This window comes from Aeromicrobium sp. S22 (genome assembly GCF_009661045.1).
GTDB classification, from domain to species: Bacteria; Actinomycetota; Actinomycetes; order Propionibacteriales; family Nocardioidaceae; genus Aeromicrobium; species Aeromicrobium yanjiei.
In genome coordinates this window covers 1,301,972-1,318,168 of record NZ_WJWV01000001.1, presented here as the reverse complement: position 1 = coordinate 1,318,168, position 16,197 = coordinate 1,301,972, and the positions used below count along the sequence as shown (strand labels likewise).

Annotated in this window: 15 protein-coding genes; 4 read left to right on the top strand and 11 right to left on the bottom strand. The window is 71.6% G+C overall.

All coding sequences use genetic code 11. The annotated features are described in order from the left end of the window. Window positions 1–18: 18 nt before the first annotated feature. Window positions 19–873, top strand: a complete 855-nt coding sequence (locus GEV27_RS06480) for a RimK family alpha-L-glutamate ligase (RefSeq protein WP_153933720.1) — start codon at window positions 19–21, stop codon at window positions 871–873. 205 nt (window positions 874–1,078) lie between these two features. Beyond that, entirely contained in the window at window positions 1,079–1,963 is an 885-nt protein-coding gene (locus tag GEV27_RS06475; protein WP_194944142.1) for an alpha/beta fold hydrolase, read from the top strand. Window positions 1,964–1,972: 9 nt separating this feature from the next. Here the strand turns inward: GEV27_RS06475 and GEV27_RS06470 are convergent, their stop codons facing one another. From GEV27_RS06470 to gatC, 4 genes are all read right to left on the bottom strand, one after another. Then, a complete protein-coding gene (locus GEV27_RS06470) occupies window positions 1,973–2,263 on the bottom strand; it encodes a DUF1540 domain-containing protein (RefSeq protein WP_153653364.1) in 291 nt (96 codons plus the stop codon). 128 nt (window positions 2,264–2,391) lie between these two features. Beyond that, window positions 2,392–3,891, bottom strand: coding sequence for an Asp-tRNA(Asn)/Glu-tRNA(Gln) amidotransferase subunit GatB (gene gatB / locus GEV27_RS06465; protein ID WP_153653366.1), 1,500 nt, complete (start codon window positions 3,889–3,891; stop codon window positions 2,392–2,394). Then, window positions 3,888–5,399, bottom strand: a complete 1,512-nt coding sequence (gene gatA / locus GEV27_RS06460; RefSeq protein WP_153653367.1) for an Asp-tRNA(Asn)/Glu-tRNA(Gln) amidotransferase subunit GatA — start codon at window positions 5,397–5,399, stop codon at window positions 3,888–3,890. Before gatA ends, gatB begins: the two co-directional genes overlap by 4 nt. A 1-nt stretch (window position 5,400) precedes the next feature. Next, window positions 5,401–5,709, bottom strand: coding sequence for an Asp-tRNA(Asn)/Glu-tRNA(Gln) amidotransferase subunit GatC (gene gatC / locus GEV27_RS06455; protein WP_153653369.1), 309 nt, complete (start codon window positions 5,707–5,709; stop codon window positions 5,401–5,403). A 105-nt stretch (window positions 5,710–5,814) separates the two neighbouring features. On the opposite strand from gatC, the gene GEV27_RS06450 reads away from it, so the two are divergent. Further along, window positions 5,815–6,654 (top strand): alpha/beta fold hydrolase, encoded by an 840-nt coding sequence (locus tag GEV27_RS06450; RefSeq protein ID WP_153653371.1) that lies wholly within the window; start codon window positions 5,815–5,817, stop codon window positions 6,652–6,654. Here the strand turns inward: GEV27_RS06450 and GEV27_RS06445 are convergent. Beyond that, entirely contained in the window at window positions 6,651–8,315 is a 1,665-nt protein-coding gene (locus tag GEV27_RS06445) for an FAD-dependent oxidoreductase (protein WP_153933718.1), read from the bottom strand. The two genes, GEV27_RS06450 and GEV27_RS06445, sit on opposite strands and share 4 nt — an antisense overlap. Before the next feature lie 32 nt (window positions 8,316–8,347). Here GEV27_RS06445 and GEV27_RS06440 point away from each other — a divergent pair, with 32 nt between their 5' ends. Beyond that, on the top strand, window positions 8,348–8,698 hold the full coding sequence (locus GEV27_RS06440) for a YrdB family protein (protein WP_153653374.1): 351 nt from the start codon (window positions 8,348–8,350) through the stop codon (window positions 8,696–8,698). Here the strand turns inward: GEV27_RS06440 and GEV27_RS06435 are convergent. The 6 genes from GEV27_RS06435 to GEV27_RS06410 all read right to left on the bottom strand — a co-directional run bounded on the left by GEV27_RS06435 (window position 8,695) and on the right by GEV27_RS06410 (window position 16,032). After that, window positions 8,695–9,525 carry a pseudouridine synthase gene (locus tag GEV27_RS06435; RefSeq protein WP_208430802.1) on the bottom strand — a complete coding sequence of 277 codons (831 nt, stop codon included), beginning with the start codon at window positions 9,523–9,525 and terminating at the stop codon, window positions 8,695–8,697. The genes GEV27_RS06440 and GEV27_RS06435 overlap by 4 nt on opposite strands. A gap of 137 nt (window positions 9,526–9,662) precedes the next feature. Then, window positions 9,663–10,580, bottom strand: coding sequence for an NAD(P)/FAD-dependent oxidoreductase (locus tag GEV27_RS06430; RefSeq protein WP_153910381.1), 918 nt, complete (start codon window positions 10,578–10,580; stop codon window positions 9,663–9,665). A 56-nt stretch (window positions 10,581–10,636) separates the two neighbouring features. After that, complete coding sequence (ligA, locus tag GEV27_RS06425) at window positions 10,637–12,745, bottom strand: NAD-dependent DNA ligase LigA (protein WP_153653379.1); 2,109 nt, start codon at window positions 12,743–12,745, stop codon at window positions 10,637–10,639. 9 nt (window positions 12,746–12,754) lie between these two features. Continuing rightward, on the bottom strand, window positions 12,755–13,720 hold the full coding sequence (locus GEV27_RS06420) for a methionine synthase (protein ID WP_153933717.1): 966 nt from the start codon (window positions 13,718–13,720) through the stop codon (window positions 12,755–12,757). 96 nt (window positions 13,721–13,816) lie between these two features. Further along, a complete protein-coding gene (mnmA, locus tag GEV27_RS06415) occupies window positions 13,817–14,905 on the bottom strand; it encodes a tRNA 2-thiouridine(34) synthase MnmA (RefSeq protein ID WP_153653383.1) in 1,089 nt (362 codons plus the stop codon). Further along, entirely contained in the window at window positions 14,902–16,032 is a 1,131-nt protein-coding gene (locus tag GEV27_RS06410) for a cysteine desulfurase family protein (protein ID WP_375335585.1), read from the bottom strand. The genes mnmA and GEV27_RS06410 overlap by 4 nt, the downstream gene beginning before the upstream one ends. Between the last annotated feature and the right edge of the window lie 165 nt (window positions 16,033–16,197).

Genomic DNA, 16,197 nt, shown 5'->3' with positions numbered 1-16,197 from the left:
CGATGGCAGGATGGCCCGATGACGATCGCCTTCGTGACCAGCTCGGACCATCGCGCGTACGACCCCGACCTGCCGCTGCTCGAGGCAGCCGCGGCTGAGCACGGCACCCGCGGCGAGATCGTGACCTGGGACGACCCCGAGGTCGACTGGGGCTCGTACGACGCCGTGGTCGTCCGCTCGTGCTGGGACTACATCGCGCGTCGCGAGGAGTTCCTGCGCTGGGCCGCGACCGTCCCCCGCCTGCACAACTCGGTCGACGTGTTCACCTGGAACACCGACAAGGTCTACCTGCGCCAGCTGCAGGACGCCGGCGTCCCCGTGATCAGGACGCTGTGGGACGTCGCGGCGGGCGACGACCTCGGCGACCACGACGAGTGGGTCGTCAAGCCGACGATCTCGTCGGGGTCCAAGGACACCGCGCGCTGGAGCACCCGCGAGGAGGTCTGGGCGCACAGCGAGGAGCTCGTGGCCGCGGGCCGCACGTCGATGACCCAGCCCTACATCTCCTCGGTCGACGAGGAGGGCGAGACGGCGATGCTGTACTTCTCCGGGACGTTCTCCCACTCGATCCGCAAGGGCCCGCTGCTGCTGCGAGGCGAAGGAGTCCGTCAGGACCGGGACAGCCGCGAGGAGATCACGCCGCGCACCCCGACCGCACGACAGCGTGAGGTCGCCGACCACGCGCTCGAGACCGCCACGGCGCTGCTCGGCCTGGACGCCGCTCCGCTGTACGCCCGCGTGGACCTGGTCACCGCGGCCGACGCAGAGCCGATCCTCATCGAGCTCGAGCTGACCGAGCCCAGCCTCTTCCTCCCCCAGTCCGACGGAGGCGCGGGACGCCTGGTGCAGGCAGTGCTGAACACCCTGAAGTGAGCCCAGCCCTGCACCCGGCTGCCGCACCCCCGCGGCCGCGGTTTCCCAGGAGAACCTGGGAATCCGCAGGGCCTCACCCCGGTTCCTGACACATCACCCTCCGTACGACCGGGGTGCCGTGTCAGATTTCGGGGTCCTCCTGGGAAACCGCAGCCGGCCGTGGTCACGCGTTGCCGTTGCCCCCTTCGCCGTGGACAATCGGCGCGTGACCTCGCCGACTCCCGCACTCCTGCGCTACTACGACGTGAAGAGCGCCGACGGGACCCGCATCCGGGCGTGGACGAACGACGGCGACGGGCCGACGGTGCTGGTCTCGAACGGCCTGGGCACCAACCCGCACGCGTGGCCGTCACTGCTGCGGCCCGAGTCGGGGGTCCGCGTGGTCGGCTGGAACCACCGCGGCACCGGCGGATCGGCCCGGCCCACCGACGGACGCGTGGACCTCGACTCGTTCGTCGAGGACGCGATCGCCGTCATGGACGATGCCGGGATCGACTCCTGCGTGGTGGCTGCCTGGTCGACCGGGGTGACGATCGCCTTCGAGATCAACGCCCGCTTTCCCGGACGGGTGACCGGCATCCTGGCGGTGGCCGGCGTGCCCGGCAACACCTTCTCCACGATGCTCGCGCCTCTGCTCGTTCCCCCGCTGCTCGCCCGCAGCCTGATGGTCGGCGTGTCCCAGACCGTGACGGTCACCGGTCACGCGCTGGCGCCCCTCACCCGGCGGCTGCCGTGGACCAACGTGACCGCCGACCTGGTCCGCCAGAGCCGGTTCATCAACCCGGCCGCCGACACCGCCGAGGTGCGCGTGCTGCTGCAGGAGTTCTTCACGACCCATCCGGCTTGGTACGCCAAGCTCGCGATCAGCGTCTCCAAGCACGCCCGTGTCTCCCTCAGCGACGTGGACATCCCGGTGACGTTCCTGGCCGCCAAGTGGGATGTGTTCACCGGCGCACGGCACATGCGCACCGCCGCTCAGCGCATCAAGGGATCGCGCTACCGCGAGCTGAACGCGACGCACTTCCTGCCGGTCGAGTTCCCCGAGATCGTCCTGGACGAGCTCAACGAGCTGCTCGACCGGGTCGGCTGAGCCGGGCGGTCAGGCCGGCGCGTACGTCAGGCAGTCGGCGGCGTCCGTGCCGGGTCCGACGGAGATCGAGCTCGCCCCGCACTCCAGGCTCTCGTTGTGCCGGCAGTCCGTGCGGTGGCAGGCGCCGACCTTAGCGACCATCTTGCTCAGCCCACCGCTCGCGCCGATGTCGATGAACGTGCCGCACGCGGCTTGCGAGCCGGACACCGTGATCGCGCCCGCGTGGCACGCCGTGTCGCTGTTGTAGGAACACCCCTCGACGGAGCAGGTGTGGACTTCGGGGAGATCGATGACAGTCATGCGTGCCTCCTGGCCGGGTCGTTCTCACGACGGTAACCCCGGCACCCCCTGATCAGGACACCCTCACGAGCGCCACGACCGGGCTCGGCCGCCGGAGCGATCGACTGATCGCTCCGGCGGCCCGACGCTCACGACGTGAGCTTCTCCAGGATCAGCTCGCGGACCCGTCCGGCGTCGGCCTGGCCGCGCATCTCCTTCATCACGGCACCGATCAAGGCACCCGCGACACCGAGGTTGCCGGCGCGCACCTTCTGCGCCGCGTCCGGGTCGGCCTCGATCGCCCGGTCGACCGCCGCGCCGAGCGCACCGTCGTCCGACACGACCTCGAGCTTGCGTGAGACCACGACCTCCTCGGCCGTGCCCTCGCCCGCGATCACGCCGTCGAAGACCGAGCGGGCGAGCTTGTCGTTGATGCGCCCCGCGTCGATGAGCGCCTGGATCTCGGCCACCTGCTGCGGCGTGATGCCGAGGGCGTCGATGTCCTGACCGCTCTCGTTGGCGCGCCGCGCCATCTCGCCCAGCCACCACTTCTTGGCGGCCTGGGGCGTGGTGCCCGCCTCGACGGTCTCGACGATGAGGTCGAGAGCGCCCGCGCCGATCGTGTCGCGCATGTCGAGGTCGGAGAAGCCCCAGTCCGCCTGCAGGCGCGCGCGACGTACGGCCGGCGGCTCGGGCAGGGTGGCCCGCAGCTCCTCGACCCACTCCCGCGACGGCGACACCGGCGCGAGATCGGGCTCGGGGAAGTAGCGGTAGTCATCGGCGTCGGACTTCTCGCGGCCCGGCAGCGTCGTGCCGGAGTCCTCCTGGAAGTGGCGGGTCTCCTGCACGACCTTGCCCCCGGCGTCGAGGATGCCCGCGTGGCGCGAGATCTCGTAGCGCACGGCCCGCTCGACGGAGCGGAACGAGTTGACGTTCTTGGTCTCCGAGCGGGTGCCGAGGACGTCGGAGCCCTTGGGCTTCAGGGACAGGTTGACGTCGGCACGCAGCGAGCCCTGGTCCATGCGGACGTCGGAGACGCCGAGGCCGCCGATGAGGTCGCGGACGTACGAGACGTACGCGCGGGCGACCGCGGGAGCCTTCTCGGCCGGCACCTCGATCGTGCGGGTGACGATCTCGATCAGGGGGATGCCCGCACGGTTGTAGTCGACGAGCGAGAAGTCGGCACCGTGGATGCGCCCGGTGGAGCCGCCGACGTGCAGCGCCTTGCCGGTGTCCTCCTCCATGTGGGCGCGCTCGATCTCGATCCGGTACGTCTCGCCGTCCACCTCGACGTCGACGTGGCCGTCGAACGCGATGGGCTCGTCGTACTGCGACGTCTGGAAGTTCTTGGGCATGTCCGGGTAGAAGTAGTTCTTGCGCGCGAAGCGGCACCACTCGGCAATCTCGCAGTTGAGCGCGAGACCCATGCGGATCGCGGACTCCACGGCCTTGGCGTTGACGACCGGCAGCGCGCCGGGCAGCGCGAGGCAGACCGGGCAGACCTGCGTGTTGGGCTCGGCGCCGAACTCGGTCGGGCAGCCGCAGAACATCTTCGTCGCCGTGTTGAGCTCGATGTGGATCTCGAGCCCCATCACGGGGTCGTAGCGGCTGATGGCCTCGTCGAACGGGACCAGCGTCTCGGCGCTCATCGTGCAACCTCCAGCTCAGGTGCCCGGGACAGCAACGCGCCGCCCCACTTCTCCTCGAGCATCCGCTCGAGTGCCGCCGCGGCGTTGTAGAGCCGGTCGTCGGCCTTCTGCGGGGCGAGCAGCTGCAGCCCCACCGGGAGTCCGTCCTCGTCGGCCAGTCCGACCGGCAGGGACAGTCCGGGGATGCCGACCAGGTTGGCCGGGATCGTGGCGACGTCGCCCAGGTACATCGCGAGCGGGTCGTCGAGCTTCTCCCCCAGCGGGTACGCCGTGGTGGGCGACGTGGGTGACACCAGCACGTCGACGTCGGCGAACGCTGCGGCGAAGTCGCGCGCGAGGATCGTGCGCACCTTCTGGGCCGAGCCGTAGTACGCGTCGTAGTAGCCGCTCGACAGCGCGTACGTGCCGAGGATGATGCGTCGCTTGACCTCGTCGCCGAAGCCCGCGTCACGGCTGGACGCCATGACCTGCTCGGCACTCGGGTCGTCGACTCCGGCCGGGGGCACCCGGACGCCGTAACGCATCGCGTCGAACTTGGCCAGGTTGCTGCTCGCCTCGCTCGGCATGACCAGGTAGTAGGCGCCCAGTGCGTACTCCAGGCTCGGGATCGAGACCTCGACGACCTCGGCGCCCGCGCCCGTGAGCAGCGCGACGGCCTCGTCGAAGCGGGTCTGGACGCCGGGCTGGAAGCCCTCGCCGCCCAGCTCCTTGACGATGCCGATGCGCAGCCCCTGCACGTCGGCGCGACGGGCCGCGGCGACGACCGCCGGGACCGCGTCGGGGATGCTCGTGGAGTCCATCGGGTCGTGGCCCGCGATGAGCTCGTGGAGCAGGGCCGCGTCGAGCACGGTACGCGTGACGGGGCCCGCCTGGTCGAGGCTGCTCGCCATCGCCACGAGGCCGTAGCGGCTCACGCCGCCGTAGGTCGGCTTGACGCCGACCGTGCCGGTCAGCGCGCCGGGCTGGCGGATCGATCCGCCCGTGTCGGTGCCGATCGCGAGCGGGGCCTCGAAGGCCGCGACGGCCGCGGCCGAGCCACCACCGGAGCCACCGGGGATGCGGCCGGTGTCCCACGGGTTGCGGGTCGGGCCGTACGCGGAGTGCTCGGTCGACGAGCCCATCGCGAACTCGTCCATGTTGGTCTTGCCGAGGATCGGCAGGCCCGCGGCCTTGATCTTGGCGGTCACCGTCGCGTCGTACGGCGGGATCCAGCCCTCGAGGATCTTGGAGCCGCACGTGGTCGGCATGCCGCGGGTCGCGAGCACGTCCTTGACCGCGATCGGCACGCCGGCGAGATAGGACAGCTGCTCACCCTTGGCACGGCGGGCGTCGATGTCGGCCGCCGTCGCGAGCGCGCCCTCGGCGTCGACGTGCAGGTAGGCGTGGATCTCGCCGTCGACCGCACCGATGCGGTCGACCAGCGCCTGGGTGACCTCGACCGAGGACACCTCGTTGGCCGCGAGCGACTGGGCCAGCTCGTCGGCGGTCTTGCGGGTCAGATCGGTCATGTCAGTCCTCCCCGAGGATCTTGGGCACGAGGAAGCGCTGCTGATCGGACGCCGGGGCGCCGGCCAGCGCGTCCTCGGGGCTCAGGCTCGGCCGGACGACGTCCTCGCGGAAGACGTTGTCGACGGGGACCGGGTGGCTCATCGCCGGGACGTCGTCGCCGGCGGCGCGCTGGACGCTCGCGACGTGGTCGAGGATCGCCGGCAGCTCTGCGGCGAGGTGGTCGAGCTCAGCGTCGCTGAGGTCGATGCGGGCGAGGCCGGCCAGGTGGACGACGTCGTCGCGCGAGATACCCGTGACGGGCTCAGACATGCGACTTCCTTGCGATCGAGGGGTCGTGCGGTTGCTGATCCATCCTAGTGACCCGGCGCAGTCGCTCCCACCGGGCACCGTGCCCGTCAGGTGTCAGGATGGGGCATGGCCGAATCGCGCATCACCCAGCTCACCCACGCGGGCATGACGTTCGACGTGATCGACAGCGGACCGCTCGACGGCCCGCCCGTCGTGCTGCTGCACGGCTTCCCGCAGCGGGCGACGTCGTGGGCGAAGGTGTCCGAGCAGCTGAACGCCGAGGGCCTGCGCACGTACGCGCTGGACCAGCGCGGCTACTCCCCCGGCGCGCGGCCCACGTCCCGCTTCGCGTACGGCCTCGGCGAGCTCGTCGGCGACGTCACCGCGCTGATCCACCTGATCGGCCGGCCCGTGCACCTGGTCGGGCACGACTGGGGGTCGGCGGTCGCGTGGGCCGTGGCCGGCGGCCACCCCGAGCTCGTCCGGACGCTGACTGCCGTGTCGGTCGCGCACCCCACGGCCTTCATGAAGTCGATGGTCAGCAGCTCCCAGCCCCTGCGGTCGTACTACATGCTGCTGTTCCAGCTGCCGGTGCTGCCCGAGCGACTGCTCAGCACCCCCAACGGGCTGGGCGAGAAGATGCTGCGCGCGGCCGGCATGGACAGCGACATGATCGAGACCTTCCGGCGCGACATCGTCGCCGACGGCGCACTGCCCGGTGGCCTCGGCTACTACCGGTCGATCGTCCTCGGCGGCAAGGAGGTCGGCCGCAAGGTGTCGGTGCCCACGACGTACGTCTGGAGCGATCAGGACGCCGCACTCGCCCGTCGCGGCGCCGAGCTGACTGCGGACTACGTCACGGCTCCGTACGAGCTCGTGGTGGTGCGGGGCGCAACCCACTGGCTGCTCGACCAGAACGCTCCCGAGCTCGCCGAGATCATCGTCGAGCGGGTGCGCTCGGTCTAGGCCGGCGCGGGCGCCAGGTGCGCGTGCACCTGCGCGACCGCCCCCGCTCCCTCGCCACTCGCCGAGGCGACCCGCTTCATCGAGCCGGCCCGGACGTCGCCGGCGGCGAACACCCCCGGGACCGCGGTCTCCAACGCGGCCGGCGGCAGGCCGCCTCGCCAGGCCGACTTCGGGATGTCCCGGCCGGTCAGCACGAAACCCCGCTGGTCGCGGCTGACCTCGTCGGGCAGCCAGTCACAACCGGGCTCGGCACCGAGCAGCAGGAACAACCCGTCGGCGTCGTGCCGCTCGGTGGAGGGACCGACCGCCAGGTCGATCCACTCCAGACGTCCGTCTCCACCGCCGTCGACGACCTGCGCGCCGGTGAGCACCCGGATCCTGCGCTGGGTGGCGATCTCGTTGACGAGGTACGCCGACATCGTCTCCGCGAGGCCACTGCGTCGCACCACGATCGTCACCGACCGGGCGAACCGGGCCAGGTGGATGGCCGCCTGCCCCGCCGAGTTGCCGCCGCCCACGATGAAGACGTCGCGCCCCTCCATCTCACGGGCGACGCTCGTCGCCGCACCGTAGTAGACGCCGAGGCCCACGAGGTCCTCCAGGGCGGGCACGCCGAGCCGTCGGTAACGGACCCCGCACGCGATGAGCACCGCCCGGGCCCGGACGACGCCGCCGTCGTACGCGATCTCGTGCAGGTCGCCGACGCTCATCTCCTCGACCGGGCGCCCGGTGAAGATCCGTGCCCCGAACCGGGTGGCCTGCAGCCGGGCACGGAAGGCCAGGCGCATCCCGGACACGCCGCGTGGGAAGCCGAGGTAGTTGCGGATCATCGAGCTGGTGCCGGCCTGGCCGCCGACGGCCTCGGACTCGAGCACGATCGTGCGCAGCCCCTCGGACGCGCCGTAGACCGCCGCCGCGAGTCCTGCGGGGCCCGCGCCGATGATCGCGAGGTCCGCGACGTAGTCGTCGCCCAGGTCGGCCGGCGAGCCGTAGAACATCGCGGCGACCAGATGCTCGGTCGCGGCCGTCAGCGGCGGCCGGCCGAAGGCCGATACGAGCGGCAGGGCAGCACCCTCCCCCGCCTCGGCCAGGAGCTCTCGGCCCACAGGACTGTCGGGCTGGTAGCGCGTCCACGGGACCGCCATCCGGTCGAGGAAGTCACGGATGCCGGCGATCTCGATCTGGCCGCCGTCGTCGACGATGCGGACGCCGGCCACCTCCGGCGTCGACGTCGAGGTGGCCCAGTCCGAGAGGTACTCCGCGATCGCGGTGTGGAACTCCTCGTCGCGTGGCCCTTGCGGGATGAGGAGGTAGGTGTCGAGCCGGCCCACCGCGAGGGCCGGCCGCAGCTCGTCGAGCGACGCGCCGAACGTCCCCATCGGCACCAGGACGATCCGTCGGCTGCTGGGCGAGACGTTGCGCAGCACGTCCAGGACGTCCACCGCGTCGATCTCGAGCCCGTAGTCGACCGCGATGAGGGCGATGTGCCGGCCGCCGGCGACCACCGTCGCGGCGAGATCGGTGACGCCGAGGACGTCAGTGGTCACCTGGATGTCGTAGTCACGGGCGTACCTGCTCGCGAACTCGTCGGTCAGCACCGTCCGGTGCTCGTCGGAGGCCACGACGAGGATGATGGGGCTCGGGCGCGATGACTCGCTCATGGCGCGAAAGTAGCACTCCCTAGGCTGGACCCATGCCTCCTCAGAAACCTCAGGACCTCGGTCCCCTGGACGCGATCGCCTTCCTGTGCGAGATCGCGATGGTCGTGATCCTCGTCCTCGCAGGCCACGGATTCGTCGACGGCTGGCGGGGCTGGGCCGTCGGTGCGTTCCTCGCGATGGTCGCGGTCGCCATCTGGGCGCAGTGGATGGCCCCCACGTCCGCCCGCCGGCTCGAGCTCCCGACGCGGTTCGTCGTGCAGGTCATGCTGTTCCTGACGGTCGCGCTCTACGCCGCCGCCGGTGGGCTCGTCCTGCCGGGGATCGTCTTCGCGATCGTCGCGATCGGGGTCTTCGCGGCGCTGGCCCGCGAGAACGCCTCCTAGAGGGCCTCGGCCGGCAGCAGCGGGAGCGAGCGGACACTGGTGAACCTGCGCTCGGTGCCGTCGATCGGATCCGTGAACGCGATCTCGGCGGCCAACAGCTGCAGGGGCCGGCTGAAGTCGTCGACCTCGAGGTCGAGGACCGTCGGGTAGAGCGGGTCGTCGACGATCGGGATGCCGAGATCGTTGAGGTGCATGCGCAGCTGGTGCGTGCGTCCCGTGCGAGGTGTCAGCCGGTAGACGCCGTGCTCCCCGCTCCGGGACTCCAGCTCGACCAGCGTCTCGGCGTTCACGGGTGCGCCCGGCACCACCTCGGCCTGCCAGGTGCCGCGCTGCTTGACCAGGTGGTTGCGGACCACGAGCGGCAGCTCGAGGTCGTCGCGCACCGGCGCCACGGCCCGGTACGTCTTGCGGACCGCGCCGGCCTGGAACAGCGACTGGTACGGCCCGCGCCACTGTCTGGTCGTGGCGAGCATCAGCAGGCCGGACGTCACCCGGTCCAGCCGGTGCAGAGGTGAGAGCTCGGGCAGCTCGAGCTCGGCGCGCAGGCGGGTCACGACGCTCTGGCGCACGTGCCGCCCGCGCGGGATGGACGACAGGAAGGCAGGCTTGTCGACGACCACGAGCCGTTCGTCGCGGTGCACGACGACGATCTGGCCCGGGACCTCGACCTCGTCGGGGAGGTCACGGTGGAACCACACGAACGTGTGCGGTGCGTACGGCTGCTCCTCGGCGACCGGGCTGCCGTCGTCGTGGACGAAGCGCTGCTCGGCCAGCATCCGCTCGACGTCGACCCGTTCGGGCAGCCGGTGGCGCAGCCACGCGCCCATCGTCGGCCACGGGTCGGGGTGCGGCTTGTCCCGGTCGGGGGTCCGCAGCCACGCGGCGCCGAGACCGTGACGCGGCGGCAGCGGGGAACGAGGAGGCACGTGCCGAGCCTACGGGCGACGGCCCGCGCGGCCGCGGGTCAGGTGTGGAGCTCGTCGTCGATGATGTCGGCGTTGACGTCCATGCCCGCGAGCGTCCCGGCGCTCGCCGCCGTCACGAGGTGGGCGGTCGGGTCGGTGCAGTTGCCGGCGGCCCACACGCCCGGGACGCTCGTGCGTCCGTTGTCGTGGGTCGTGATCGCGGGGCCCATCGGGGTGTCCTCCATCGCGAGCCCGAGTCGCTCGACGAGGACGCCCGGCGGCTCCATGTCCGGCACCAGGAACAGCGCGTTGGCCGGCACCCGGGTGCCGTCGGCCAGCTGGACCCCGGTCAGCGCGCCGTCCTCGGCACGCTCGATCCTCGCGACGGCCCCGTCCGCGACGCGGATGCCACGACGTCGCAGCGTCGCGTGCGCATCCTCGTCGAGCTCGGCGACGTCATTGACCAGCAGCGTCACGTCGTCCGACCACTGGCGCAGCAGGTGCGCCTGGTGGGCCGAGCCGGCATGGGTCGCGAGGATCAGCAGCGGGCTGTCGGCGACCTCGTGGCCGTGGCAGTACGGGCAGTGCAGGACGTCCGAGCCCCAGCCCTCCCGCAGGCCCGGCAGGTCCGGGAGCGTGTCCGCGGTGCCCACGGCGATCACCAGCCGGGGTGCGACGAGCCGCCTCCCGCCCTCGAGCTCGACGGTGAACGCATCGTCCTTCGGCAGCGCCGCCGTGACGGTGTCCTCGACGACCTCGACCCCGTAGCGGGCGACCTCGTCGCGCCCGGTCGCCAGGACGTCGGCGGGGTCCGCACCGTCGCGGGACAAGAAGCCGTGCAGGTGGGCGGCCGCGCGGTTGCGCGGCTCTCCGGCGTCCACGACGACGACGCTGCGTCGCGCAGCGCCGAGGACGAGTGCCGCCGAGAGCCCGGCTGCCCCGCCGCCGACGATGATGACTTCGTGCGTGGGTTGCATGGCGCCGGACTACCCCGCAGCGCCGTGCGTCATACCTGCGTCAGGTGTGAGCCCCGTCAGGACTCCGGGGCCGGCTCGTCGTCGGCCGGCGGTGGCCCCTCGGCGAGCAGCTTCTCGAAGGCCTCCTCGTCGAGGATCGGGCGTCCGAGCTCCTCGGCCTTGTCGGCCTTGGAGCCGGCGTTCTCACCCACCACGACGTAGTCGGTCTTCTTGGACACCGAGCCCGAGGCCTTGCCGCCGCGCGCGATGATCGCCTCCTTGACCGAGTCACGCGTGAATCGCTCGAGCGAGCCCGTCACCACGATCGTCAGGCCCTCGAGGGTCCGCGGGATCGACTCGTCGCGCTCGTCCTGCATGCGTACGCCCGCGGCCTGCCACTGGTCGACGATGCCGCGGTGCCAGTCGACGTCGAACCACTCGACGACCGCCTCGGCGATCGTGGGGCCGACGCCGTCGACGGCTGCGAGCTCGGCCAAGGAGGCCTCACGGATCGCGTCCATCGAGGCGAAGTGGGTCGCGAGTGCGCGGGCGGCGGTCGGCCCGACGTGCCGGATCGACAGGGCCACGAGCACCCGCCACAGCGGCTGCGTCTTGGCGGTCTCGAGATTCTTCAGCAGCGCGATGCCGTTGGCGCTCAGCACCCGCTCACCCGAGCCGGCCTCGATCTCCTTCTTCTTGGCGGCGCGGGTGTAGAGCGGGACGCTCATGAGCTGATCGGCGGTCAGCGCGAACAGGCCACCCTCGTCGGTGAGCACCCCGGCGTCCAGCAGCGCCGTGGCACCCTCCCAGCCGAACACCTCGATGTCGAACGCGCCGCGCCCACCGACGTGCGTCAGGCGCTCCCGCAGCTGGGACGGGCACGACCGCGTGTTGGGGCAGCGGATGTCCTTGTCGCCCTCGCGTGACGGCGCCAGCGGGGTGCCGCACGAGGGGCACTCCGTGGGCATGACGAACTCGCGCTCGGTGCCGTCGCGCAGGGCCACGACCGGGCCGACGATCTCGGGGATCACGTCGCCGGCCTTGCGCAGCACGACCATGTCGCCGATCAGGACGCCCTTGCGCTTGACCTCGTGCTGGTTGTGCAGCGTGGCCATCTCGACGGTCGAGCCCGCGACCCGGATCGGCTCCATCACGCCGTAGGGGGTGACCCGGCCGGTGCGGCCCACGTTGACCCGGATGTCGAGCAGCCGGGTGTTGACCTCCTCGGGCGGGTACTTCCACGCGATCGCCCACCGCGGGGCGCGCGACGTCGAGCCGAGCCGACGCTGCAGTGGCACCTGGTCGACCTTGACCACGACGCCGTCGATCTCGTGCACGACGTCGTGGCGGTGCTCGCCGTAGTAGTCGATGAACTCCTCGACCTCGGCCAGGTTGGGGACGACCTTCGCCCGGTCGCTGGTGGGCAGGCCCCACGCCTTGAGCGCGTCGTACGCCTCGCTCTGGCGGGTCGGTGTGAAGCCCTCGCGGTAGCCCAGTCCGTGGCAGACCATCGACAACGGACGACTCGCGGTCACCGACGCGTCCTTCATGCGCAGCGTCCCGGCCGCGGCGTTGCGCGGGTTGGAGAACGGCGTCTTGCCGGACTCGGCCCACGCGGTGTTGAACTCCTCGAACGCCCGGGTGGGGAAGAAGACCTCACCGCGCACCTCGACGTACGCCGGGACCGGGTAGTCGTCGGAGGCCTTGAGCTGGTGCGGGATGACCTTGATCGTGCGGACGTTGTTGGTGACGTCCTCGCCGACGCGCCCGTCGCCGCGGGTGACGCCCCGGGTCAGGCGCCCGTTCTCGTACGTCAGCGAGATCGCGAGACCGTCGACCTTGAGCTCGCAGAGGAACTCCGCATCGTCCACGCCCTCTCGCACGAGCCGACCGTGCCACGACTCCAGCTCCTCGATCGAGAACGCGTTGTCGAGGCTGAGCATCCGCTCACGGTGCTCGTAGGCCTCGAACGACGACGAGGCGTAGCCGCCGACCGTCTGGGTCGGCGAGTCCGGCGTGCGGAGCTCGGGCATCTGCTCCTCGAGGGCCTCGAGATCGCGCATGAGCTGGTCGTACTCCGCGTCGGAGACGGTCGGCGAGTCGTCGACGTAGTAGCGCTCACGGTGCTCGAGGATCGTCTCGGAGAGCTGCTTGTGACGCTGTCGCAGCTCGTCGTCGTTGGCCATGGCTCGACTTTATCGCCGCGAGGCGACACTCTGCGCAGCGACGAGGACCGTGCGCGCCCACTGCGGCGACGCACCCGCGAGACCGCAGGTCGGGGTCACGACGAGTCGGTCGGAGTAGGTCTCCTCCGTGAAGCCGAAGCGCCCGAAGAAGGTCTCGACCTGGCCGACCGCGGCCTTCTGCGAGACCTGCCCGGCGTCGGTCGAGGGCAGGACGCCGCACCACAGGTCGACACCCTTCTCGAACGTCTCGGCCCAGACGTCGTCGGGGCGCACGAGACCGAGGTCGAACGAGATCGCGGTGAAGCCTGCTCCGGCGAGCAGCTCGACCGGCACGTCGGGCGCGCACGAGTGGACGACCGGGCGCGCCCCGGCGTCGGTGATCGCCTCGACGACGGCGCGCAGCAGGGCGTCTGCCTCGGGCGGGTGGACGCTGCGGTGGCGCGACCAGCCGCTCGCGGTCGGGATGCCGCCGGTGAGGACGGCCGTGATCGCGGGCTCGTCGACCTGCACCACGAGATCGGCGGCCGAGAACCGCCGGCGGACGTCCCGGACGTGGGCGCCGAGGCCCTCCGCCAACGACTGCGCGATCTCGCGACGGGCCCCGTGGTCGGCCAGCATCTTGTCGCCGCGCGGGCGCTCGACCGTCGCGGCGAGGGTCAGCGGGCCGGTGACCTGGATCTTGATCGGGCCCTCGTGCTCGGTCGCGAGCTCCTCGGCCTGGTCGAGGTCCTGGGCCAGGAGCGAACGCGCGCGGCGCAGGTCGGCGCCCTCCCCCACGCCGATGCGCCACCCGTCGGGCTGAAGGTCCGCCTCGAGACCGTCCAGGACTGCCAGCGTCCTGCCGATCATGCCGGCGTGGACGCCGCGGGCCGGGAGCTCAGGGACGTACGGGAGGCTCAGCTCGTCCAGGCCGAGGCGCATCGCGGCCGCGAAGTCGGTGCCGGGCATGGATCCGATGCCGGTGGCGAGCGTCATGGTGCTCCTTACGTTCTGTGGGGTGGGCGGTGCGCTGGCGTCCATGATGGGTCGCGAGGTGGACGCTGGTGCACCGCCCTCGAGTCGGGGTGGACGCTAGTGCACCGCTGCGCGGGACGTCGCTGCGATCGTGGCCGATCCGACGACCCGGGTGCCGGCGTAGATCACGCAGGCCTGGCCGGGGGCGATGCCGCTGGCCGGGTCGACGAGGTCGACCGTGACCAGGTCGTCCGCGACCGTGACCCGCGCGCGGTGCTCGTCGCCGTGCGCGCGCAGCTGCACGGTGCACTCGAGCGTGCCCGCGGGGGCGGCGCCGCACCACAGCGGCTTCACGCACTCGAGGGCGTCGACCGCGAGCGACTCCCGCGAGCCGACCGTGACGGTGCCGCTGACCGGCTCGATGTCGAGGACGAACCGGGGCTTGCCGTCGTCGGCGGGGACGCCGAGCCGCAGGCCGCGGCGCTGCCCGATCGTGAAGGCGTACGCCCCGTCGTGCTCGCGCAGCACCTGACCGTCCTCGTCGACGATCGTGCCCGGCCGAGGGCCCAGCTTCTCGCCGAGCCAGCCCGCGTTGTCGCCGTCGGGGATGAAGCAGATGTCGTGGCTGTCGGGCTTCTGCGCGACCTGGATCCCGCGGCGGGCCGCCTCGACCCGGACCACGTCCTTGGTCGTGTCGCCCAAGGGGAACAGCGAGTGAGCCAGCTGCTCCTGCGTGAGCACCCCAAGCACGTACGACTGGTCCTTGCCCATGTCGATCGCCCGGTGCATCTCGATCGTGCCGTCGTCGGCCGTGCGCAGCTGTGCGTAGTGGCCGGTGGCCACGGCGTCGAAGCCGAGCGCGAGCGCCCGCTCGAGCACCGCGGCGAACTTGATCTTCTCGTTGCACCGCAGGCACGGGTTGGGGGTGCGCCCGGCCGTGTACTCGGCGATGAAGTCGTCGACCACGTGGTCTGCGAACTCCTCGCTCATGTCCCACACGTAGAACGGGATGCCGAGCGCGTCCGCGGCACGCCGGGCATCGCCCGCGTCCTCGATCGAGCAGCAGCCGCGGGCACCCGAGCGGTACGACCGGGGGTTGCGGCTCAGCGCGAGGTGCACGCCCGTCACGTCGTGGCCGGCGTCGACCGCGCGTGCCGCGGCGACGGCGGAGTCGACCCCGCCGGACATCGCGGCGACGACCCTCATGACCCGCTCCGCACGAGCGAGGCCCGCATGGCCCGCTGGTGAACGGCCGGCAGCGCCGCGAGCAGGCGGTCGACGTCCGCCTCGGTCGAGGTGTGGCCGAGGCTGAAGCGCAGCGACCCGCGGGCGGCGACGTCGTCGTAGCCCATCGCCAGCAGGACGTGACTGGGCTGGGGCACGCCGGCGGCGCACGCCGAGCCGGTCGAGCACTCGATGCCTTGGGCGTCCAGCAGCATCAGCATCGCGTCGCCCTCGCACCCCGGGAACGTCACGTGGGCGATGTTGGGCAGGCGATGATCCGGACCCGGCAGCGGGTCGCCGTTGACGATCGCGTCGGGGACGACGCGCACGACCCCCTCGACGAGACGCTGGCGCAGTGCCTCGATGCGGGCGAAGGTCTCGGCCTGCTGACTCACCGTCACCTCGACCGCGGCGGCGAAGGCGGCGATGAGCGGCACGCTGAGCGTGCCCGAGCGCAGGTCGCGCTCCTGTCCCCCGCCGTGCAGCAGCGGTGTCGCGTCGATCTCACGGCCGATCATCAGGGCGCCGACGCCGACCGGTCCGCCCAGCTTGTGGGCCGTGATCGTCATCGCGTCGAGACCGCTCCCGGCGAAGTCGAGCGGGAGATAGCCCGCAGCCTGCACCGCATCGCTGTGCACCGGGATGTCGTACGCCCTGGCGATCTCGACGACCTCGGGGATCGGCTGGATCGTGCCCATCTCGTTGTTGGCCCACATCGTGGTGACCGCCGCGACGCTCGCGGGATCGCGCTCGACCGCTGCCCGCAGGTCGTCGACCACGATGCGGCCCTGCTTGTCGACCGGGGTCATGTCGACGTCCGCGCCCTCGTGCATCGCGAGCCACGTGACGGGGTCGAGGAGTGCGTGGTGCTCGATCGAGCTGAAGACGATGCGCCTGCGGTCGGGGTGCTGGCTGCGGCGTGACCAGTAGAGGCCCTTGATCGCGAGGTTGTTGGCCTCGGTGCCGCCCGAGGTGAAGACGATCTCGCTGGGCCGGGCGCCGAAGCGTTCGGCGATCAGCTCACGGGCCTCCTCGACGGTACGGCGGGCGGCGCGGCCGGCGGCGTGGAGGGAGGAGGCGTTGCCCGTGCGGGCCATCTGCTCGGTCATCGCGGCGATCGCCTCGGGGACCATCGGCGTGGTCGCCGCATGGTCGAGATAGACGGTGCCGTCCGAGTCGTTCATCGTGGTCAAGCGTAACCCTCGCCGACACACCCGGAATCAGCCGCAGGGCACCGACCAGCGTCCGCGCGGTGGACGTCCCGCTCGAGCGCG